27 protein-coding genes, 1 tRNA gene and 1 pseudogene are annotated in these 19,959 nt (G+C 72.4%); 9 read left to right on the top strand and 20 right to left on the bottom strand.

Going from position 1 to position 19,959, the window contains the following annotated elements; translation table 11 throughout:
• Positions 1-21: 21 nt before the first annotated feature.
• Genes PKA89_RS16865 through PKA89_RS16875 form a run of 3 tightly spaced genes read right to left on the bottom strand, consistent with a single transcriptional unit; the run spans position 22 to position 2,047 of the window.
• On the bottom strand, positions 22-945 hold the full coding sequence (locus tag PKA89_RS16865) for a hypothetical protein (RefSeq protein WP_324421404.1): 924 nt from the start codon (positions 943-945) through the stop codon (positions 22-24).
• Positions 942-1,583 (bottom strand): hypothetical protein, encoded by a 642-nt coding sequence (locus PKA89_RS16870; protein WP_324421405.1) that lies wholly within the window; start codon positions 1,581-1,583, stop codon positions 942-944. Before PKA89_RS16870 ends, PKA89_RS16865 begins: the two co-directional genes overlap by 4 nt.
• Positions 1,580-2,047: a hypothetical protein gene (locus PKA89_RS16875; protein ID WP_324421406.1), complete on the bottom strand. Its 468-nt coding sequence runs from the start codon at positions 2,045-2,047 to the stop codon at positions 1,580-1,582. The genes PKA89_RS16870 and PKA89_RS16875 overlap by 4 nt, the downstream gene beginning before the upstream one ends.
• A 68-nt stretch (positions 2,048-2,115) precedes the next feature.
• Here PKA89_RS16875 and PKA89_RS16880 point away from each other — a divergent pair, with 68 nt between their 5' ends.
• Both PKA89_RS16880 and PKA89_RS16885 read left to right on the top strand, forming a co-directional pair.
• Positions 2,116-2,307: a hypothetical protein gene (locus tag PKA89_RS16880; protein ID WP_324421407.1), complete on the top strand. Its 192-nt coding sequence runs from the start codon at positions 2,116-2,118 to the stop codon at positions 2,305-2,307.
• Between the two features lie 96 nt (positions 2,308-2,403).
• Positions 2,404-2,769, top strand: a complete 366-nt coding sequence (locus PKA89_RS16885; RefSeq protein ID WP_324421408.1) for a hypothetical protein — start codon at positions 2,404-2,406, stop codon at positions 2,767-2,769.
• Positions 2,770-3,029: 260 nt separating this feature from the next.
• On the opposite strand, the gene PKA89_RS16890 is transcribed toward PKA89_RS16885, so the two are convergent.
• Positions 3,030-3,335 carry a hypothetical protein gene (locus PKA89_RS16890; RefSeq protein ID WP_324421409.1) on the bottom strand — a complete coding sequence of 102 codons (306 nt, stop codon included), beginning with the start codon at positions 3,333-3,335 and terminating at the stop codon, positions 3,030-3,032.
• Between the two features lie 54 nt (positions 3,336-3,389).
• Here PKA89_RS16890 and PKA89_RS16895 point away from each other — a divergent pair, with 54 nt between their 5' ends.
• Positions 3,390-3,659, top strand: coding sequence for a hypothetical protein (locus tag PKA89_RS16895; RefSeq protein ID WP_324421410.1), 270 nt, complete (start codon positions 3,390-3,392; stop codon positions 3,657-3,659).
• A gap of 118 nt (positions 3,660-3,777) precedes the next feature.
• Here PKA89_RS16895 and PKA89_RS16900 read toward each other — a convergent pair whose 3' ends face one another.
• Together PKA89_RS16900 and PKA89_RS16905 are read right to left on the bottom strand one after the other, a co-directional pair.
• A complete protein-coding gene (locus PKA89_RS16900) occupies positions 3,778-4,251 on the bottom strand; it encodes a hypothetical protein (RefSeq protein ID WP_324421411.1) in 474 nt (157 codons plus the stop codon).
• Positions 4,252-4,415: 164 nt separating this feature from the next.
• Positions 4,416-5,846 (bottom strand): AAA family ATPase, encoded by a 1,431-nt coding sequence (locus PKA89_RS16905; protein WP_324421412.1) that lies wholly within the window; start codon positions 5,844-5,846, stop codon positions 4,416-4,418.
• A gap of 326 nt (positions 5,847-6,172) precedes the next feature.
• On the opposite strand from PKA89_RS16905, the gene PKA89_RS16910 reads away from it, so the two are divergent.
• Complete coding sequence (locus PKA89_RS16910; protein ID WP_324421413.1) at positions 6,173-6,463, top strand: hypothetical protein; 291 nt, start codon at positions 6,173-6,175, stop codon at positions 6,461-6,463.
• 14 nt (positions 6,464-6,477) lie between these two features.
• Here the strand turns inward: PKA89_RS16910 and PKA89_RS16915 are convergent, their stop codons facing one another.
• The 4 genes from PKA89_RS16915 to PKA89_RS16930 form a co-directional block, all read right to left on the bottom strand.
• On the bottom strand, positions 6,478-6,861 hold the full coding sequence (locus PKA89_RS16915) for a hypothetical protein (RefSeq protein ID WP_324421414.1): 384 nt from the start codon (positions 6,859-6,861) through the stop codon (positions 6,478-6,480).
• Complete coding sequence (locus PKA89_RS16920) at positions 6,858-7,076, bottom strand: hypothetical protein (RefSeq protein WP_324421415.1); 219 nt, start codon at positions 7,074-7,076, stop codon at positions 6,858-6,860. Before PKA89_RS16920 ends, PKA89_RS16915 begins: the two co-directional genes overlap by 4 nt.
• Complete coding sequence (locus PKA89_RS16925; RefSeq protein WP_324421416.1) at positions 7,073-7,396, bottom strand: hypothetical protein; 324 nt, start codon at positions 7,394-7,396, stop codon at positions 7,073-7,075. Before PKA89_RS16925 ends, PKA89_RS16920 begins: the two co-directional genes overlap by 4 nt.
• 279 nt (positions 7,397-7,675) lie before the next feature.
• A complete protein-coding gene (locus tag PKA89_RS16930) occupies positions 7,676-7,867 on the bottom strand; it encodes a helix-turn-helix domain-containing protein (protein ID WP_324421417.1) in 192 nt (63 codons plus the stop codon).
• A gap of 107 nt (positions 7,868-7,974) precedes the next feature.
• Between PKA89_RS16930 and PKA89_RS16935 the strand changes: the two genes are divergently transcribed.
• From PKA89_RS16935 to PKA89_RS16945, 3 genes are read left to right on the top strand one after another with little or no spacing between them, the layout of a single operon-like run.
• A complete protein-coding gene (locus PKA89_RS16935) occupies positions 7,975-8,490 on the top strand; it encodes a helix-turn-helix transcriptional regulator (protein ID WP_324421418.1) in 516 nt (171 codons plus the stop codon).
• Positions 8,487-9,629: a site-specific integrase gene (locus tag PKA89_RS16940; protein ID WP_324421420.1), complete on the top strand. Its 1,143-nt coding sequence runs from the start codon at positions 8,487-8,489 to the stop codon at positions 9,627-9,629. Before PKA89_RS16935 ends, PKA89_RS16940 begins: the two co-directional genes overlap by 4 nt.
• Entirely contained in the window at positions 9,626-10,150 is a 525-nt protein-coding gene (locus PKA89_RS16945; protein WP_324421422.1) for a hypothetical protein, read from the top strand. The genes PKA89_RS16940 and PKA89_RS16945 overlap by 4 nt, the downstream gene beginning before the upstream one ends.
• 92 nt (positions 10,151-10,242) lie before the next feature.
• Here the strand turns inward: PKA89_RS16945 and PKA89_RS16950 are convergent.
• Positions 10,243-10,316 (bottom strand) — tRNA-Ile (locus PKA89_RS16950).
• 133 nt (positions 10,317-10,449) lie between these two features.
• Here PKA89_RS16950 and PKA89_RS16955 point away from each other — a divergent pair.
• Both PKA89_RS16955 and PKA89_RS16960 read left to right on the top strand, forming a co-directional pair.
• On the top strand, positions 10,450-10,956 hold the full coding sequence (locus PKA89_RS16955) for a hypothetical protein (RefSeq protein ID WP_324421424.1): 507 nt from the start codon (positions 10,450-10,452) through the stop codon (positions 10,954-10,956).
• Between the two features lie 182 nt (positions 10,957-11,138).
• Positions 11,139-11,654: a DUF3145 domain-containing protein gene (locus PKA89_RS16960; RefSeq protein ID WP_324421426.1), complete on the top strand. Its 516-nt coding sequence runs from the start codon at positions 11,139-11,141 to the stop codon at positions 11,652-11,654.
• A gap of 51 nt (positions 11,655-11,705) precedes the next feature.
• Here the strand turns inward: PKA89_RS16960 and PKA89_RS16965 are convergent, their stop codons facing one another.
• The 9 genes and pseudogenes from PKA89_RS16965 to PKA89_RS17005 form a co-directional block, all read right to left on the bottom strand.
• Positions 11,706-12,305 carry a hypothetical protein gene (locus PKA89_RS16965; RefSeq protein WP_324421427.1) on the bottom strand — a complete coding sequence of 200 codons (600 nt, stop codon included), beginning with the start codon at positions 12,303-12,305 and terminating at the stop codon, positions 11,706-11,708.
• Positions 12,306-12,356: 51 nt separating this feature from the next.
• Positions 12,357-13,598 (bottom strand): beta-ketoacyl-ACP synthase II, encoded by a 1,242-nt coding sequence (gene fabF / locus PKA89_RS16970; RefSeq protein WP_324421429.1) that lies wholly within the window; start codon positions 13,596-13,598, stop codon positions 12,357-12,359.
• A 71-nt stretch (positions 13,599-13,669) separates the two neighbouring features.
• Complete coding sequence (locus tag PKA89_RS16975) at positions 13,670-13,915, bottom strand: acyl carrier protein (RefSeq protein WP_166120800.1); 246 nt, start codon at positions 13,913-13,915, stop codon at positions 13,670-13,672.
• A 68-nt stretch (positions 13,916-13,983) separates the two neighbouring features.
• Positions 13,984-15,000: a beta-ketoacyl-ACP synthase III gene (locus tag PKA89_RS16980; protein ID WP_324421434.1), complete on the bottom strand. Its 1,017-nt coding sequence runs from the start codon at positions 14,998-15,000 to the stop codon at positions 13,984-13,986.
• Positions 14,997-15,911 (bottom strand): ACP S-malonyltransferase, encoded by a 915-nt coding sequence (locus PKA89_RS16985; RefSeq protein WP_324421436.1) that lies wholly within the window; start codon positions 15,909-15,911, stop codon positions 14,997-14,999. Before PKA89_RS16985 ends, PKA89_RS16980 begins: the two co-directional genes overlap by 4 nt.
• Before the next feature lie 96 nt (positions 15,912-16,007).
• Entirely contained in the window at positions 16,008-17,186 is a 1,179-nt protein-coding gene (locus PKA89_RS16990) for a helix-turn-helix domain-containing protein (RefSeq protein ID WP_324421438.1), read from the bottom strand.
• Positions 17,187-17,231: 45 nt separating this feature from the next.
• Positions 17,232-18,659: an argininosuccinate synthase gene (gene argG / locus PKA89_RS16995; protein WP_324421440.1), complete on the bottom strand. Its 1,428-nt coding sequence runs from the start codon at positions 18,657-18,659 to the stop codon at positions 17,232-17,234.
• A gap of 65 nt (positions 18,660-18,724) precedes the next feature.
• Positions 18,725-19,024 carry a thiamine-binding protein gene (locus PKA89_RS17000; protein ID WP_324421442.1) on the bottom strand — a complete coding sequence of 100 codons (300 nt, stop codon included), beginning with the start codon at positions 19,022-19,024 and terminating at the stop codon, positions 18,725-18,727.
• A gap of 19 nt (positions 19,025-19,043) precedes the next feature.
• Positions 19,044-19,959, bottom strand: a pseudogene (locus tag PKA89_RS17005) (pyruvate dehydrogenase (acetyl-transferring), homodimeric type); the annotation flags it as partial.

The raw sequence follows: 19,959 nt of genomic DNA on the forward strand, positions 1-19,959 counted from the left end.
CGCCCGTACCGCCACCCCGGCTCATCCGACTGACACCCCCGCCTTGGCCGCGTCGGCGACCAACCGGGAGCGGATCTGCCGCAGCCCACCTGGGGTGTTCGTGACCGCGTGGTAGTCCTTGGCCATGGCGGCGGAGCGTTCGGTGCGGTCCTGGCTGCGCAGGCGCCGCTCGAGGTCAGCGGCGCGCTCGTCGGCCGCCTCGATCTCGGCGTCCAGCGCCTCGAGCTCGGCCTGCCAGTCCCGCTGCGCCGGCGGTGCGAGCCACAGCCCCTCGATCAGGACCACCCCGTCACGAACCACCGACGGCAGGTCGTCCCACTCGATGGCGCGCAGGGCATCGACGGGTGAGACCTCAGCCTTCAGCTCCTGGATCGACCGGTCTCCGGCGACGACGTCGGCCAACCCGAGCGCGAGGTCACGTCGCGCCTTGGACCCGGCCACGGCGTCGACGAGGGACCACCGGGGCGGTGTCTCGAACTCCACCCTCTGGACCTGACCTGTGTCGAACCTCTCCCGGGCCGCGACGTCAGGGCTGACCAGGTTCACCTCGCACTTGGTGTGCTGCTGCAGCTGCTTCACGAAACGGTCCGTCTTCGCGTCGAAGTCGGCCAGCGCCTTCTCCGCCTCCGCGATCTGCGGCCCCACGAGGTCCGCCTCAGCGCGCAGCGCCGCCACCTCCACCCGGCGAGCGCGAGAGCGAGCCTCCGTGGCGGCCCGGTCCTGCAGCTCCACCGACGCCCGCAGCTGGCTCAGGCGCGCCGCGAGCCGCTCCCCAGCGTCAGGGTCGTCCGTGTCGAGCAGGTCCGCGCCGGCGGTCGCCTCGAGCTGCCCGGCCTCCAGCCGGTGCGCGTCCCGCGTGGCCTCCGCGCGCACCGCGCGCTCCCGCATCGCCTCGAGCTCGCTCACGAGCTGAGCGAGCTCGATCGTCCCGCCCGCCGCGGTCATCGCCCCGCCTCCCGGATCGTGCGGCGCTTGGACTCGGCAAGCGCCTGCCGGGCCTCGCGCGCCCGCTGCGCTTCGCCGCGAGCCTGCGCGTCGAGGGCCTCCACGATCTGGTCCGTGGACCAGCCGTTCCGGGCCGCCGACTCCAGGCGCACCTTCACGGCCGCCTCCGCGTAGATCTCCGAGGCCCTCGGGGATGACTTGGGCCACGCGGCCCGGTGCGCCTCCACCAGCCGGCTGCGGGCCTCCTCAACCCGGCTGGCTCCTGCCTCGCCCCCGGCCTCCTCGACAGCCGCCGGCGCGACCGTGGCATGTCCGTGACTCGCCAGGACCTCCAGGCCACGCTCAGTCACGAGCGAAGCCACCCGACCGGCCTGCACCTGCGAGTCGAAGGTCGGGGCGACCGCCCGCTCCGGCGCCCACCCCATGGCCAGGTTCTCCATGACGTACCGGGCGCCGCTCTCGGAGTAGCCGGCCGCAACCAGGTCGGCCTCCAGCGACGGCGCCGCCGGCTCGCTGGCTCGCGAACCGAATGCCTCGGCGACCACGCGATCCAGCTCCGGCTGGTCCGTTGCCGACCGGCCGCGGCCGAACGCCATCGCGACGGCGTCCTCGGCGTCCCGAGCCCATTCCCCGCTCACGATGCGCTCCGGATCCGGCGCCGACGCTCCGCCTCCGTGAGGACCGACCCGCGATCCACCCACAGGGTCCTCCCCACCCGGCGACCGCGCAGCGGGCCAGCCTTCACCATCTGACCCACACGCTGGGCCGTCAATCCGAGCATCGCGCCCGCCTCCTTCGAGGAGATCTCGTCCGAACCCGCCGAGCGTCCCTCCTCAACAGGCGCTTTCGCTTGACCGCTTTCGATAGCGAAAGCGGCATCCAGAACCGAAGGCGCACCGGTGGCGTCCTCCCAGGCCCGCGCCGCCCTCTTCAGCTGCGCCTGCCCCATCACCAGCTGGTCCGCCAGGTCCGGCCGCCCCTGCCCCCGCCACAGCAGCTCCGCCTCGCGCAGCCGCCGCAGAAGGTCCGGCGCCTGCGCCAGGACCACCCGCGCCGCGAACGGCGGCACCGACGCCTGCGGCAGCTCGTGCCAGCCCGTCACGACGTGCCCCGGTGTCGGTGGTCTCTGGTGGACTCCGAACCACCAGCCCAACCAGGAAGGGGGCCCCCGTGGCCACCAACATCGCAGCCCGCATCCGCGGCGTCCTCGGCAGTCCGGCCAGCGGCCTGGTCTCCGTCCCCGAGATCGAGCGTGACAGCACGCCCGACGCCATCCGCAAGCTCCAGATCCAGATCTTCGAGCTGAGCGACGAGCTGGTGCGGGTGCACCAGAAGCTCGACAGCCTCCAGCGCGGACGCTGAGGCGGGCTCATGGACGCCGTCCCCCCAGACCTCTGGACGACCCGAGACAAGCCCGTCTTGACGGTTGCCGTCAGGCTCAAGGACGCATTCGCGCCCATGGTCACCCCCGCCGACATCAGCGAGGAGCTCGGCCTCCCGCTTGAGGAGGTGCAGCGCGCGTTCCTGTCGCTTCGACGCCAGGGCCTCGTTCGGCTCGACGGGCTCACCCACGAGGACCCCGCCGGCGTGATCATGGACGTTTCCGGTGACGCCTACCTCCGCGTCGGGCTCTATCCCGATGGCGACGACGCCGTCAGCCGGCTCGTCAAGGCCCTCACGCAGGCCGCCGACCACGTCGACGACCCCGAGGAGAAGAGCCGCCTGCGCCGGCTCGCCGACAACGCCGGCACCGTCTCCCGCGACGTCCTCGCCGCCGTGCTCGCCACCGTCATCAGCGGGGGCATCGGCACCATCGGCAACTGACGCTCGCCTCTGGCCGCGGCCAGGCGGCGGCGTCCCGCCCCACACCCCTGCCCGCTCATCGGCGGCCACCGCGTACGCCAGGCACTCCTGCAGCACCGGACACCACTCCTGGCATCGGGCCACCGCCTCATCGACCGTCGCCGTGTCCCACCAGAGCTCCGCCGGCGCCTCCCGGCACGGCACCCGACCGCCGGAGCCCTCGACGGCGACCTGCAGGGCGCGCCACGCGCTCTCCGCCGGACCCGACAGCTCGAGGCCGCTCACGCCGCACCATCCCCGCCGGGCGGCTCGGGCACGCGGAACCCAGGCCGATCGCGCCGGATCGGCCGGAGCACTGACGGCTCGTCCGGCTCGCCGTCGAGCGCTGACGCCTCCAGCTGCAACCACGCACCCAGCACCTGGCCGGCGAAGAACCTGCCCTGGTCGCCGCCGTGGTCCCGCAGCCACTTCGCATGCGCGGCCGCCGACGCCTTCGTGACCGTCCGGCCACTCGCCATCTCGGTCAGTAGCCACCGCGCCGGATACGGCGGGATCACCGCGTAGCGCTGCTCCCCGGGCTGCCTCACGTGCCGACTCCGCTCGGTTCGCCGCGAACGAGCTGGCGGGGCAGGATGCCACGGGTGAGTGACTTTGAGACGTGGTCCAAGGCCGAGAGCGTGGACGATCTGCTGAGCATGCCCAACGGGCTTCCCACTGGGCGCTGGGATTCCAGCCGGGGGATCCAGGCACAGACGGCCGCCATCGTGGTGGCCACGCGCCAGCTCGAGGAGACGGTCCGGAAGATCGATGCCGCCTCAAGGGGGATGGCGCGTGCCTCAATCATGCTGGCCATCGCTGCCGTCGTCCTGGCAGGGGCCCAGGTGGCGATCCCGCTGTGGCGCGCGATGTAGCAGCCCGTTAGCAGCGAGCGCCTGACCTGCGGCGATGAGGGGTCAAACGGATGAGTGATCCGACGGCTTGGGCGGTTTGTGCGGTGGCCAACATGCGCGCGTGCGCCCCAGTGAAACGTCACGACACGACCTCCCCGCGCACCGCGGCGGAGCCGATCGCGCGTAGCTCCTCCGGCACCACCGTCGGCACCAGCGCTCGTTGAGCCTCCGACAGGTCCAGCCGGGCGAACACTCGGCGCAGCACCTCGGCCACCAGGGCGCCCTGCTGCTCGGACATCCGGACGCGCCGCTCCTCGAAGCCTGACTTCGCCAGGGCATCGAGCATCCGCGCCGTGCGGTCCAGGGCGCGCTCGTACAGCGCGACCTCGGCCCGCAGCTGCTCCGTGCCCGCACCCGACGCCTTGTAGCGGATCTGGCCGGCCAGGTCGTTGACCCGCGCCCCCAGCGCCTCCTTGAACGCGATTGACTCGTCAGCGAGCCGGGCCAACGCTTCGAGCGGATCGCGCACCCCCTCGAAGGAGGTGAACGCCAGGAGACCGCGCACCTCCTCCTCGACCTCGGCCGCCTCCCGCCGACGCTTCGCCGCGGCCACGACCTGCGGCGCGCGACCGCCGTGGACCGGGCAGACCGTCCCGCCACGGATCGCGGCGCGCCGGCAGCGCTCGCCGGTGGCCTTGGCCCGGGCGTGGCACTGGACGCCCGTCGCACCATGAGGTGCCATGCGGCCGGCGGGCTCCGTGGGGTGAGTCGCGCCAGTCACGAGGCCTCCTGGGTGTTCTGCTCGCAGGTGTTGCAGGCGTCGGGTCGGGGGTTGTCGGGGTGCAGTGGGCACCCTGACTTGCTCGCGTCCACGGGTCCTGTCCACGCCACCCCGGTCTTATAGACCGGGGGCGGGGTGTGGACTGGTGTGGAATCCGGGCGTGGAATGCCGTGGACTGCCGTGGAATCGTGCTCAGGCTCTGCGTGGACAGGTGTGGAAGGGGGGGTGTGGAATGCCGTGGAATCGGGGGTCGGATTCCACGGCGATTCCACGGGGGTGCCAGGCAGGTAGAGGTACTGCGTGGCGCCCTGCTTGCGGGGGACGAGCTGGCCGCTCTCGAGGAGCCGGCCGCGGCTCTTGTAGGCCGTCGACTTGGGCAGTCCGGTGACCTCGATGAGCTGCGTGATGCTCGCGCCGGTCTGCGCGAAGGTCTCGCGCATGGCCGTCATCAGCTGGTCGTCGCTGTCGTAGTTCTCGACGGCGAGGAAGCCGGCGCCCTGGCCGGTGCGGGAGTACTTCGAGACCACGAGGGAGTCGAGGACGGGGCTCATGGTGAGCTCGATGCGTTCGCTGTCGGGCCCGTCCTTCATCTTGGCGTTGACCAGGTCGAGGGCGAGGGGCGGGCCGTCGGTGGGGCGCTTCGCGTGCCAGACGATGTCGGCGTCGTCCTCGATACCGGAGAAGCCGCGGGTGTCGGCGTCGTCCTTCGCCGTGTGCGCCAGGGCCAGGACGGTGCCGCCGTCGGCGGCCTCGCGGATGCGCGAGAGGTTGTCGATGACGGTGCCCATCTCGGGGCCGTTGCCGTCGGCTCGGCCGGAGACGCGGCGGAGGGTGTCGACGACGATGAGGCCGTAGCGGCCGTCCTGGACGCGGTGGAGGAGCTCGTCGAGGGCCGGGCCGCCGATGTGGAGGTCGAGCGCAGCGGTGCGCACGGTCCACTGGCCGCGAGGGATGGCGGTCTTCCACGCGGCCTGCCAGGCCTGCTTGCGGGCGTGCAGGCCGTAGGCGCCTTCGCCGGCGATGTAGAGGGTGCGGGCCTGCTGGACCTGGCGGCCCTGCCAGGGCTTGCCGGTCGCGATGCAGAGCGACCAGTCGAGCGCGACGAAGCTCTTGAAGACGCCGTCGCGGCCGCGAAGGACCGCGTAGGAGTGCCGGTTGAGGACGCGGTCGATGAGCGGGTCCGGGACGGGGAGCCGGTCGAGCTCGTCGGCGTCGAGGTAGAGGTCCGCGTAGTCGGTCGGAGGGTGGCGCTCGAGCTCGAAGAGCCGGCGTGCGTCCTCCCGGATGCGGAGGCGCTCGATCTCGTCTCCGACACGCCGTCGGTAGGCGAGCGCCTCCTCGTACTCGTCGTCGAGCGCATCGTCGTCCGGCCACGGGGGCGCGGGCTCGAGGTCGTCGGGGGCGGGACCCTGAGGGTGGGCGGTCATGCGGGCCGACCTCCAGGGGTGCGAAGGCCGGCGATGCGGGCAGCGGTCCGGGCGCGACCTTCTCGCCGGCGAGCGAGCTCGTCGTCACTGAGTGCGGGGACCTCGGCCAAGCGGCGCACGATGCGGCCGGCGGCGGCCAACCGGCGCTCCTGCTCGATGAGTGCGCGTTCGGCCACGCGGCCGTGCATCACGCCGAGGTCGTAGCCGGCGCTCCAGGCGAAGCTGATGCCCTCGAGGTGCTCGAGAGCATCGGTGTGGGGGCGGGTGGTGTCGGTGGGTCCTGCGACAGTCGAGGTCTCCAGTCCTCCGACCGAAGGGAGCCCTTCGTGGCCCTCAACGTCTTCCTCCACCTCAACGGCGTCGACTACCGGCTGCTCTGGACCGTGGAGCACGAGTCCGACCCGCAGGTCGCCTCCCTGACACGTCAGCTCGTGGGTGCGGGGGGCTCGCTTCAGCGAGTCGATGTCGAGGTCGATGGCCGGCGGCTGTCCCTGCTCGTGCACCCGGACCGGCTCTGGGCGGCCGGGGTCTCCGTGGCGCCGGAGACGGCCCCCGTCGCCGAGCCCCTCATCGCCAGGGGCCACGGCACCGGAGAGGGTGCGACCGGCGGCTTCTGACCGTCCACCTGCAGTCACGAGGGGATCTCCCGTCGGTAGCACCCGGGGCAGAGGCCGAAGGCGACGACGACGCCCTGCTCGAGGATGGCGACGGAGCGCGTGTCGCGGTCACACGTCGCGCAGCGGTCGCACGTCAGGTCGCTGGCCGCGGCGGTCTTCAGGATCTCGGGCGCACACGACCGGCACACCATCACCTCGGGCATCCAGAGGGCGACGACGAGGAGGGTGTCGGGCGTGGGGGCGAAGACCTCGCGGCAGCCGAGCATCTGCCCGGCGGCCCATCGGGTGTGCAGGTCGACGAGCCGGCCACGGAGCCAGAAAGATGGCTCGTGGTTGGGGATGGCGGTCACGCCTGGGTTGTCGGCGAGGACGGCCATGAAGCGGAGTGCGTTGCTCACGAGGTCTTCGCCACCGCCTCGAGCGGGACGTACTCGAACCGGGTCCAATAGGTCACCCTGACGCTGTGTCGGGCGCTACGGGCGTGGCTCGCGGCGGTGCCGGTGCTGCTGAAGCGGCGACCGCACTCGCAGAGGCCGTCCACGTCGCGCTCGGTGACGTAGCGACGGACGTTGCCGGCGCGCAGGTCGCTCGGCTGGTCGGGGGAGAGGCTCACCGGTGTGCCTCCGCGGCCGTGCGGTTCCCGCGCCAGGTGCGCAGTGCTCCGCCGTTGCGACTGGCCGTGCGGGACACGATGAACCCGACCGGGCGGATGATCCCCTGGGCGCGGGCCTTGGCGAAGAGTGCGCCCCAGTGGCTGGGGTGCGCCGGCTCCGGGATCGAGTAGGGGTCGGCCCGGAGGTCGTCGGCCGAGAAGATCGCACCGCCGGCTGCGAGGGTCTCGATGGCGCGGAGTGCCCCATCGGTCCAGAAGGGGTCCAGGTGTGTGTCGTCGAGGTGTTCGCGCTCAGACGGCGCGCAGGGCAGGATCGTCACGTCGGGGCTCCTTCACAGCCTCGTCGGTGGTGGCGGTCGGCTCGGGTGTGGCGCCCGGGCCGTCGCTCATGTCAGTGGTGGGGGCTCCGACGAGCTCGAGGAGCCGTGGGACGGGCACGACGAGCCTGCGTCCGAGTCGGAGGGTGGGAATCTCGCCGCGGGCGGCGGCCGCGTAGGCGGCGTCGCGGCCCAGAGATAGAGCACGACCAGCTACCGGGACCGAGACGGTTAGGCGACCGCGGAGGTCGCTCAGGGTGATGTCCGCCGGACCAGACAGGCTCATGCCGCGGGCCGCCCGTCCGCTGCCCGCCTCTGAAGCAGCCAGGTCTGCACGTCGGCCTCGGCGAAGACGACCCGCTTGCCGAGGCGGAACCCCTTCGGCCCCGTGCCGTTCTTCCGCCAGTACCTGACCGTGTGGACCGAGACTCGCGCGAGCGTCGCGACCTCTTCGGTCGTGAGGAGCTTGTCCACCTGTCACCTCGATCTCTCGGCTGTTGATGCATCAATGGTGGCTACAGATCGTTGACTTTGGTAGTCACATAGGTACATACTCATTTCATCTTGAGAACGGAGTGGGCATGCCGAGGACCACGCACCAGCGCGTCTCTCTCGTTGAGCAGCACGTGGCGCGACGAGTGCGAGAAGAGCGCGAGCGGCGAGACTGGACCTACGAGCGCCTGTCCACGCGCATGGGAGAGCAGGGGTGCCTGGTTCACCCTTCGGCGATCTACCGCATCGAGAAGGGCAACCCGCCACGTCGGATCACAGTCGACGAGTTGGTCGCACTCGCCTCAGCCTTCGACATCTCGGTGGCAAGCCTGCTCGGGGTGCGCGCGGAGGGCTGGCGGCCCGAGATGGGGATGAAGCTTGTCGAGCTGGAGCGTCTGTTCCGTCGGCACATGGAGATCGTCGAAGAGCGGTCGAGGATCCTAGACGGACTCAGGGAGCTCGTCCTGGCCGACCAGGTGGCGCGCGACGCTTTCCGGGAGGTCGTTGACGAGGACTGGGACGACTGGCCCGAGTTCTTGGACTGGTCGGGGGTCTCCCGACTGACCGGGTCAACGACCCGACGTAGGAAGGGCGGCTCACGATGAGCGGCATGAAGGACGGCATCATCCAGCGCGGGGCGACGTGGTCCTACGTCGTGCGCGAGCGTGACCCGCAGACCGGGAAGAGCAGACCACGCTGGGTCGGCGGGTTCCCCACGCGCAAGGCGGCCCGGGAGGCCCGCGACGCCGCGCGACACGCCACCCACCGAGGCACCTACGTGGCGCCGCGGAACCTCACGGTCGGGGAGTACCTCGACGAGTGGATCCGCTCGCACGAGGTCGAGCTCAAGCCGTCGACGGCGAAGAGCTACCGGGACAACATCGAGCGCTACCTCCGGCCGCGGCTCGGGCACGAACGCCTCCAGGCGCTCTCGCCCTCCCGGCTATCCGTGGTCTTCCGCGAGCTGTACGAGGCCGGCGGCCACGGCGGGAAGCCGCTCTCGCCGCGGACCGTGGAGTTCGCCCGCGCCGTGCTGCGCCGGGCCCTGCAGGACGCCGTGCTCGACCGTCACCTCGAGGTCAACCCCGTCGTCGGGACGAAGCGGCCGCGCACGGTGAAGCCGAAGCACACGACGTGGACGGGAGCGCAGCTCCGCACCTTCCTCGAGCAGCTCGACGACGACCGCTGGAGCCCGCTCTGGGAGCTGGCGGCCGGCACGGGGATGCGCCGCGGAGAGCTCCTCGCTCTCCGCTGGGGGGACGTTGACCTCGAGGGCGGGCTCGCCCGCGTCGAGCGCTCAGTGACCCAGGTCAGCCAGGACCGCATCTACGGCACCCCGAAGAACCACGAGCGCCGCGAGGTGACCCTCGACGCGCACCTCGTCGCGTCGCTCCGCGCCTGGCGCAAGGTCCAGCTGGCCGAGCGACTCGCGTGGGGCGAGGCCTACCGCGGTGACGAGGACCTCGTCTTCACCTGGGAGGACGGGCGGCCGGTGCTGCCGGACTACGTCACCCGCCTGTTCGCGAAGGCGAGCTCCGGCCTCGAGGTGCCACGCCTGAAGCTCCACGAGCTCCGGCACACTCACGCCACGCTCCTCCTTCGAGCCGGCGTCCCCGTGCACGTCGTGGCCAAGCGGCTGGGGCACAAGGACCCGTCGGTGACGCTCAACGTCTACGCCGACGCCATCCCGGACGACGACGGCCGCGCCGTCGACACCTTCACGAAGGCGGTGTGGGGCGCATGACCGAAGCCCTGGACCCGGCCCGTGTCGACGCCGCCCTGGCCGAGATCATCGACGCCGTCGACCAACGGCGGCCGTACGACCTCTCGTGGGCCACGGATGCTGAGGCCAGGGCGGCGTGGTCGCTGTACGTGGTCGACGCCGACCTGGCGACCGATGAGGCACGCCGCGCAGCCGAATGGCTTGCGCCCGGAGGCGACGACTTCGAGAGCCTCATCCGGGACCTGGCCGCCACGGACCTCCTCCATCGCGCCGCGGTGGCACGTGGCGAGGTCTCGGTGGTGGAGGCGAAGGTCTACGAGGCACGCATGGTCGAGGTGCTTCAGCACCTGGACCGGCTCCAGGGGGTCGGCCCGGACGCCACCTACTCGCAGTTCCGCAGAGCTTTCGAGCAGGGCCTCGGCTGTCGGGCCTTGTTCGAGATCCGCAACCGGATGAGCCCCAAGGACCCGCTACGGGAGGCGGCCAACGAGGACCTGCGGTCCGCCGGCTGCTACTCGCCTACGAGCCGGCGGAGCGACTGATGCCGCCGACCGTTAGCAGATCCGTAGCAGGGAGGGGTGGTGCGCGGGACCTGCAGTGGAGCCGGCGGTGCCGTGACCTGCACGGACGTGGGTGGGGCGTGTCGGGCTTGAACCGACGACCGACGGATTATGAGTCCGCTGCTCTGACCGACTGAGCTAACGCCCCGCGCCGCAGGCGGACCCGCGGCCCGGTGAGCCTATCGCCGGGTCACAGGAGCGCCCGACGGCGGCGACAGGTCCGGCACAGCGCCACACCGGAGCGTGGAGCCCAGATGGACCCCACGACGAAGGAGCACACCATGAACCGCCAGACCAGGACCCTCGCCATCGGCGGCGTCGGCATCGCCGCCGCGGTCGCCCTCGGACTCACCGGCGCGACGATCGCAGGCGCCGCCGGCACCCCCTCGACGACCCCTTCGGCCACCGCCTCCGCCGGCCCGGACAGCGGTGGCTCGAGTGGCACGATGCCCGACGGTCGCCACGGCGGGATGATGGACGCCGGTGGCACGCTGACCGCCGACGCCGCGAGCAAGGCCGTCGCCGCGGCCCAGCAGGCCGTCTCCGGCGGCACCGTCACCGGAGTCCGGGCGATGTCCGACGGCACCTACGAGGTGACCGTCGTCAAGGACTCCAGCCGCGTCGACGTCCTGCTCTCCTCCTCGTTCGCGGTCACCGGCACCGAGGACCACAGTGGTGGACCGGATGGCGACGGCCCGCCGGACCGGAGCGGCTCGGGCGCCGGGTCCGGCACCGGGTCCACCAGTCCGAGCGACGCCAACGGGACGACCACGACGAGCACCGTCTGACCCGCCCCGGCGACGCGCCCGCGCCGTGATCCGTGTGATCACTGGTGCGGGTGCGCCGCGTGGTGCACAATGTGCACGACAACGGCACGGCGACGTGCCCGCACACCGCACCGACCGGCACCACCGGCTCACGACTGCGACGGCGTTGGGGAAGACGTCCACCGCACGACAAGGAGACCGGGATGTCCGTCGCGATGCCGCGCACCGCCACGCGTGGAGTGGTCTACGTCCACTCCACGCCCAAGGCGCTCTGCCCGCACGTCGTCTGGGCGATCGAGGGAGTCCTCGGCGCCCGCGTCAGCGTGCACTGGACCGACCAGCCGGCCGCCCCCGGGATGGTCCGCGCCGAGCTGAGCTGGGCCGGCGAGGCCGGCACCGGCGCCCGCATCGCGTCCGCGCTGCGCGGCTGGGACCACCTGCGCTACGAGGTGACCGAGGAGCCGAGCCCCGGCAACGACGGCTCGCGCTGGTCGCACACGCCGCGGCTCGGCATCCACCACACGTGGACCTCCGCGAGCGGCGACGCCGTCGTCAACGAGGACCGGCTGCGCGAGGTCGTCGTGCTCGCCCAGGGCAGCCCCGAGGCGATGCAGGAGATGATCGAGGAGCTGCTCGGCCTCGAGTGGGACGAGGAGCTCGAGCCGTTCCGGTACGCCGGCGACGGCGCGCCCGTCCGCTGGCTGCACAAGGTCGGCTGAGCGCCGCCTCGATACCGTGCTACACCGCAGTAACTGTCGCGATCACGGCACTTACTGCGGCGTAGCCCGCGAAGCGCGCCGGTAGCGGGCGCCGAGGGCGTCACGGAGGACGGCCAGCGCTTCCTCGCCGAGCAGCTCGTCGGGGACGGCCCAGGCCCGGCTCCGGCCCGCCTGGTCGAGGAGCAGGACGCCGGGGGTGTGGCGAGCGGCGGTCACCGTCGCCAGGTCGAGGTGCACCTCGTGCCAGGGCAGGAGGAAGACCGCTGACGACTCCGTGTACCGGGCGCGCACCAGCGTCCCGGGCGGGCACGCGCGATGGGCCATCGACCGGACGGAGGCCCGCAGCCGGCGCCGCGCACCCACGACGTCGACGCCGGTGAGGACCACCATCGCGACGAGGACGGCGACACTCGTGCGCACCACCGGGCCCGGCTCGATGTGCTTGACCGACCCCAGCCACACGACGACCCCGACGAAGGCGACGGTGGCGAGGGCGTGCCGCACGGCGAGCGGCCGCCAGTGCCCCGGCGCCTGCTCGAGGTCGCGCGCGAGGACGGCCGTCTCCCGGGCGATGATCGCCTCGGTGCTCACGTACGACGCCTCGGCCGAGCGCACCGCGCCGTCGTCGGTCCCCGTGCCGTCCCCACCCACGGGCAGGACCCTAGGCGCGGGCGCGGTGTCCGCGCAGCCGAACGGGTTCGGTCAGACGCTCTTGACGACGAACGCGACGTTGTGGCCGCCGAACCCGAACGAGTTGTTGAGCGCCGCGATGTCGCCGTCCGGCAGCGTGCGGTGCTCGCCGCGGACGACGTCCAGGTCGATCTTCGGGTCGAGGTCGTCGACGTTGATCGCCGCCGGGGCGACCCGGTGGTGCACCGCGAGCGTCGTGAACAGCCCCTCGAGCGCGCCGGCGGCCCCGAGCAGGTGACCGGTCATCGACTTGGTGGCGCTGACCGCCATCCCGTCGGCGTCGGCCCCGAAGGCCCGGCGGATGGCGTTGGCCTCCGCGACGTCGCCGACCGGGGTCGAGGTGGCGTGCGCGTTGACGTGGACGATGTCCTTGGCCGTGAGGCCGGCGCGCTCGACGGCCTCGAGCATCGCGCGGCTGGCGCCGGCGCCCTCGGGCTCGGGCGCGGTGATGTGGTGGGCGTCGGCGGACATCCCGATCGCGGCGAACTCGGCGTAGATGCGGGCGCCGCGGGCCTTCGCGTGCTCGTACTCCTCGAGCACCATGACGCCGGCGCCCTCGCCCATGACGAAGCCGTCGCGGCCGGTGTCGTAGGGGCGCGAGGCGGCGGTCGGGTCGTCGTTGCGGGTCGAGAGCGCCTGCATCTGGGAGAACCCGGCGAAGCAGATGGGGTGCATCGCGGCCTCGGTGCCGCCGGCGACGACCATGTCGGCGCGGCCCTGGCGGATCATCTCGTAGCCCGTGCCCATCGACTCGGCGCCGGACGCGCAGGCCGAGACGGTGGTGTGCGCGCCGGCGCGGGCGCCGAGCAGCAGCGACACGTTGCCGGACGAGGTGTTCGGCATGAGCATGGGCACGGCGAGTGGGAAGACGCGACGGACACCCTTCTCGCGCAGCACGTCCCACTGGTCGAGCAGGGTCCACACGCCACCGATGCCGGTGCCGATCGCCACGCCCAGCCGCTCGGGGTCGAGCTCGGGGGAGCCGGCGTCGACCATCGCGGCCTGGGCGGCGATGACGGCGTACTGGGCGCTGGGGTCCATCCGCCGGATCTGGACCTTCTCGAGCACCTCGGACGGGTCCTGGGCGATGGTGCACGCGAAGTGCACGGGCAGCTCGTAGCGCTCGAGCATGTCCTCGGGCAGCGGCTTGGCTCCGGACCGGCCGGCGAGGATGCCCTCCCAGGTCTCGGCGATGGTGCCGCCGAGGGGGGTGGTGGCACCGAGCCCGGTGATGACGACGCGACGCTCGCTCATGGGTGCTGCTGCTCCTTGTGGGTGCGGGTGGGCCGGCGCGGCCTCCCGGTCGGGGAGGCCGCGCCCGGTGCTCAGCCCTGGTTGGACTGGATGAAGTTGACCGCGTCGCCGACCGTCGCGAGGTTCTTGACCTCGTCGTCGGGGATGCGGACGCCGAACTTCTCCTCGGCGTTGACGACGATGGTCATCATCGACAGCGAGTCGATGTCGAGGTCGTCGGTGAAGGACTTGTCCATCTGGACCTCGGCGGGGTCGAGCCCGGTCTCCTCGTTGACGATCTCGGCGAGGCCGCTGAGGATCTCCTGCTGGTCAGCCATGTGCGTGTCTCCTTCGGTGTGGTGAGGGTGCTGCTGGCCCGGGTGACCCGTGGGCCCACGGGAGTCGGTCAGGGGATGACGACGACCTGCGCGGCGTACGACAGGCCGGCGCCGAACCCGATCTGCAGGGCGAGCCCGCCGCTCGGGATCTCACCGTGCCGCACCATCCGCTCCATCGCGAGCGGGATGGACGCGGCGGAGGTGTTGCCGGTGTAGGCGATGTCGCGGGCGATCGGCAGGTCCGCCGGGAGCTTCAGCTGCTTGGCCATCGCGTCGACGATGCGCACGTTGGCCTGGTGCGGGATGAACGCGTCGAGCTGGTCGGCGGTGATGCCGGCGGCGTCGAGGGCCTTCTGGGCGACCGGGGCCATGCCCCAGACCGCCCAACGGAACACGGTCTGCCCGGCCATCCCGATGTGCGGCCAGCCGAGGTCCTTCTCGTGCACGTCGATCCAGCTGTCGGTCTGCGAGATGACGTCCCACTGCGCGCCGTCCGAACCCCAGACCGTGGGGCCGATGCCCGGCGTGTCGGAGGCGCTGACGACGGCGGCCCCGGCGCCGTCGGCGAAGATGAACGCGGTGCCGCGGTCGTCCTTGGACGTGAAGTCCGAGAGCCGCTCGACGCCGACGACGAGCACGTGCGCGGCCGAACCGGTGCGCACCATGTCCGAGGCGAGGTTGATGCCGTGGCAGTACCCGGCGCAGGCGGCCGAGATGTCGAAGGCGGCGCCCTTGGAGCCGAGGCGCTCGGCGACGAGGGGCGCCGCTGCGGGCGTCTGGTAGGGCCAGCTGACGGTGGCCACGATGACGGCGTCGACGTCGGCGCCGCTGATGCCGGCCATCTCCAGGGCGGGGGTGGCCGCGAACACGGACATGTCGATGACCGACTCGCCCTCGCCGGCCCAGCGCCGCTCGATGATGCCCGAGCGCTCGCGGATCCACTCGTCGGAGGAGTCGATGCGGTCGACGATCTCGGAGTTGGGCACGACCCGGCGCGGGCGGTAGCCGCCGATGCCCGAGATGCGCGAGTGCCCGGTCGTGGACGCGGTGAGGCGGTCGGCGAAGCCCTTGGACGTGGGGGTCATGCGGAGTGCTCCTCGATGAGGGTGCGGGCGGCGTCGAGGTCGTCGGGTCCCTTGACCGCGAGCAGCTCGACGCCCTTGAGGGCGCGCTTGGCGAGGCCGACGAGCGTGCCGGCGGGTGGCACCTCGATGACCGCGGTGACGCCGAGGGCGGTGAACCGCTCCATGCACAGGTCCCAGCGCACGGGGTTGGAGACCTGGCTGACGATCCGGTCGAGGGTCTCCCGGCCGGTGGTGACGACCTCGCCGTCGCGGTTCGAGACGAGGGTGACGCCGGGGTCCGAGACGTCGTGGTCGGCGGCGGCCGCCGCGAGGACCTCGACGGCCGGCTGCATGTACCGGGTGTGGAACGCGCCGGCCACCTTGAGCGGGATCACCCGGGCCCGGGCCGGCGGGTCGTCGGCCAGCGCGGCGAGGGCGGGCAGGGCGCCGGCGGCGACGACCTGGCCGGCGCCGTTGACGTTGGCCGGCGTGAGGTCGTGGCGCGCGATCGTCGCGAGGACGTCGTCGGGGTCGCCACCGAGGACCGCGCTCATCCCGGTGGGGGTCGCGGCGCTCGCCTCGGCCATCGCCCGACCCCGCAGTGCGACGAGGCGCATCGCGTCGTCCTCGGCGAGGACCCCGGCCGCGGACGCGGCGGTGATCTCGCCGACCGAGTGGCCGGCGAGGGCGCCGACGCCGGACACGCCACCGAGGGCGCGCAGGGCGAGCAGACCGGCGCCGACGAGCAGCGGCTGGGCGACCGCGGTGTCCTTGATCGTCTCCTCGTCCGAGGTCGTGCCGTGCGCGACGAGGTCGACCCCGGCGGCGTCGGAGAGCGCCGTGAGGTGCTCACGGGCGCCGGGAAGCTCGAGCCACGGAGCGAGGAAGCCGGGGGACTGCGACCCCTGGCCCGGGCAGACGATGACGATCACGCCTCCCAGCGTGCGGCCTGGGCCGTGACAGGATCGTGACGAGTGGGGACGAACCTCACCGCCACGAATTGTGGGGTTCCCACAATTCACGCGCCGTCACGGGCGGAGTGTGCTGCGCGTCACCGGGCCGAGCCGGTGGAAGGCGAGGGCGATCCGGACGGTCTGTGCGTCGTGCGGGTCGGTGAGGTCGTAGCCGGTGGCCTTCGCGATGCCGGCCAGTCGGTAGCGCACGGTGTTCGGGTGGACGATGAGCGAGCGCGCGGTGCCCTCGACGCCGAGGCCGCCGTCGAGCCACGCCTCCGCGGTCTCCATCAGCGAGCCGCCGCTGGCCTCCTCGAGCGGGCGGACGATGCGGGCCGCCAGGGCGTTGCGGGCCGGGAGGTCGCCGGTCAGCGCGCGCTCGGCGAGCAGGTCGTCGGCGTGGACCGGGCGGGGGGCGGCCGGCCAGGCGGGGGCGGCGGTGTGCCCGGAGATCGCGGCCCGGGCCGAGCGGCCGGCGGCGAAGAGGTGCGGGACGGTCGGGCCGACGACGAGCGGGCCGTCACCGAGGTGCGGGTCGAGGGTCTCGGCGAGGGCCATCGGGTCCTGGACCCCACCGCCGATGCAGACGATGCGGGGCCCGTGGATGGCGACGAGCAGCTCGGTGCCGGTGCGTCGCGCGGTGCGGTGCAGCTCGCCGAGCACCGGGCCGGTGGCGCCGGCCGGGGTCGAGCCGACGACGACGGCGACGCCGCTCACGGCGCCCCAGCCGAGGGCCGCCGCGCGGGACTGCATCGACTCGTCGGCCTCGCCACGGATGACGGCGTCGACGACGAGCGACTCGAGGCGCGCGTCCCACGCGCCGCGGGCCTCGGCGGCCTCGGCGTAGACCTCGGCCGCGGCGAACGCCACCTCACGGCTGTAGCGCAGCACCGCCTCGCGGGCGAGGTCACCCTCGCCGGGCGCGGCGAGCCCGGCGATCTCGCGCTCGACGACGCCGATGCTCGTCCGGATGAGGTCGAGGGTCTGGGCCAGGCTGATCGAGCGGGTCAGCTCGCGCGGGGCCGTGCCGAAGACGTCGGCGGTCGCGGGCGGCCTCTCCTGGTCGCCGCCGAACCAGCCGATGAAGCTCGTGATGCCGGCCTGCGCGACGAGCCCGACCCACGAGCGGTTCTCGGCCGACAGGGCACGGAACCACTCATGGTCGGTCTCCATCTGGCGGACCGCGGCCGCACCGAGGTCGCCGGCGGCGCGGGTGACCCGGGCCCGGGTCTCGTCGGAGGCGACGGTGGGCATGCGGCGCAGTCTATTTGTGCGTCCCGGACAAGGTGGCCCGGCGGGTCAGTCGGTGCCCGACTCCATCGCCGCGTGGTCTAGCGCCTCCTCCTCGGCGCTCGCCACGTCGGGGTTGTCGGTGATCCGGTCGTACCCGCCGGCCGGCAGCTCGCCGAAGAGGGTGCCGTTCTCGACGAGCAGCTGGCCCTGGTCGTTGGGCTGGTTCGCGTAGAGCTCGAGCTTGGCCCGGCTGTCGGCGATGTCGAGGTTGCGCATGGTCAGCTGGCCGATCCGGTCCTGGGGCCCGAAGGCCGCGTTCTCGACCCGCTCCATGGACAGCTTGTCCGGGTGGTAGCTGAAGTTCTCGCCCCGGGTGTCGACGATCGAGTAGTCCTCGCCGCGCCGCAGCCGCAGGGTGACCTGGCCGGTGACGACCGACGCGATCCAGCGCTGGATCGCCTCGCGGAGCATGAGGCTCTGCGGGTCGAGCCACCGGCCCTCGTAGAGGAGGCGGCCGAGCCGGCGGCCCTCCGCGTGGTAGTTGGCGATGGTGTCCTCGTTGTGCACGGCGTTGAGCAGGCGCTCGTAGGCGATGTGCAGCAGCGCCATCCCCGGTGCCTCGTAGATGCCACGCGACTTCGCCTCGATGATCCGGTTCTCGATCTGGTCCGACATCCCGAGCCCGTGCCGGCCGCCGATGGTGTTCGCCTCGTGGACGAGCGCGACCGGGTCGAGGGTGCGGCCGTTGACCGCGACCGGCCGGCCCTCGACGAAGGCGATCGTCACGTCCTCGGGCTCGATGGCGACGGCGGGGTCCCAGAACCGCACGCCCATGATCGGCTCGACGACCTCCATCGACTCGTCGAGGTGCTCGAGGGTCTTCGCCTCGTGCGTCGCCCCCCAGATGTTCGCGTCCGTCGAGTAGGCCTTCTCCTGGCTCGAGCGGTAGGGGAGCGAGCGCTCGGTGAGCCAGGCGCTCATCTCGTGGCGGCCGCCGAGCTCGGTGACGAACGCCGCGTCCAGCCACGGCTTGTAGACCCGCAGGTTCGGGTTGGCGAGCAGCCCGTAGCGGTAGAACCGCTCGATGTCGTTGCCCTTGAAGGTCGAGCCGTCGCCCCAGATCTCGACGTCGTCGGCCTGCATGGCGCGCACGAGCAGGGTGCCGGTGACGGCCCGGCCGAGCGGGGTGGTGTTGAAGTAGGTGCGTCCGCCGGTGCGGATGTGGAAGGCCCCGCAGGCGAGGGCGGACAGGCCCTCCTCGACGAGGGCGCTCCGGCAGTCGACGAGCCGGGCCACCTCGGCGCCGTACTGGCCGGCGCGGTCCGGGACGGTCCCGATCTCCGGCTCGTCGTACTGGCCGAGATCGGCGGTGTACGTGCAGGGCACGGCGCCCTTCTCGCGCATCCACGCGACCGCGACGGAGGTGTCGAGGCCTCCGGAGAAGGCGATGCCGACGCGCTCGCCGACGGGCAGGGAGGTGAGGACCTTGGACACGATGCAAGTATATGCAGAACCCGGAATACTTAGCGAATCGCGGGTGCGTCCGGCCGGACGGCGGCTCAGCCGTCGCCGAGCCGCTCCTCGACGCTGCGCACCTTGGACTCGAGCATCCCGGTGTGCCCGGGCCGGATGTCCGCCTTGACGACCAACGAGACCCGGGGCGAGTGGGCGGTCATGGCGTCGACGCACTGCTTGACGACGGCCATCACCTCGTCCCACTCGCCCTCGAGGTTGGTGAACATCGCGTTGGTCTCGGACGGCAGGCCGGAGTCGCGGACGATGCGGACGACCTCGGCGACGGACTCGGCGTACGAGCCGCTGTCGTCGGGGGTCCCGGCGATGCTGAAGGCGACGATCATCGGACGGCTCCTCGGGTGCTCAGCTGTCGCCACCCTCGTTGCCGGAGGCGCCGGCCGTCACGTCGTGCAGGCGGTAGCGCTTCGCGGCCTCGGTGGGCACCGACGCCTCGACCTCGCCCCGGGCGGCGAGCACCTGGAGGGCGCGCACCGCCATCGACGGGCCGTCGATGTGGAAGTAGCGACGCGCGGCCGGGCGGGTGTCGGAGAAGCCGAACCCGTCGGCGCCGAGCGACGCGAACTCACCGGGCACCCACTGCGCGATCTGGTCCTGGACCGCCCGCATGTAGTCGGACACGGCGATGACCGGGCCCTTGCGCTCGGCCAGCTGCGAGGTGACCCACGGGGTGGGCGCCTCCTGCTCGGGGTGCAGGAACCTCGCCTCGTCGCACCGCAACCCGTCGCGGCGCAGCTCGTTCCACGAGGTGACCGACCAGACGTCGGCCACGACGTGCCAGTCGTTGCGCAGCAGCTCCTGGGCCTCGAGCGCCCACGGCATCCCGACCCCGGACGCCAGCAGCTGCACGCGCGGGGCGTCCTCGCCGATGCCCTCGGTCGAGCCCTCCGAGTAGAGGTACATGCCCTTGAGCAGCCCCTCGCGGTCGAGGTTCTCCGGCTCGGCCGGCTGGGCCATCGGCTCGTTGTAGACCGTGAGGTAGTAGATGACGTTGCGCTCGTCGTCGGTCAGCGAGTCGTCGGTGCCGTACATCCGGTGCAGGCCGTCCTGGACGATGTGCGCGATCTCGTAGGCGAAGGCCGGGTCGTAGTGGACGACCGCGGGGTTGGTCGACGCGAGCAGCGGGCTGTGGCCGTCGGCGTGCTGCAGCCCCTCGCCGGTGAGGGTCGTGCGCCCGGCCGTGGCCCCGATGAGGAAGCCGCGGCTCATCTGGTCGGCGGCCGCCCAGATGGAGTCGCCGGTGCGCTGGAAGCCGAACATC

Source organism: Phycicoccus sp., assembly GCF_035325325.1.
Lineage (GTDB): Bacteria > Actinomycetota > Actinomycetes > Actinomycetales > Dermatophilaceae > Phycicoccus.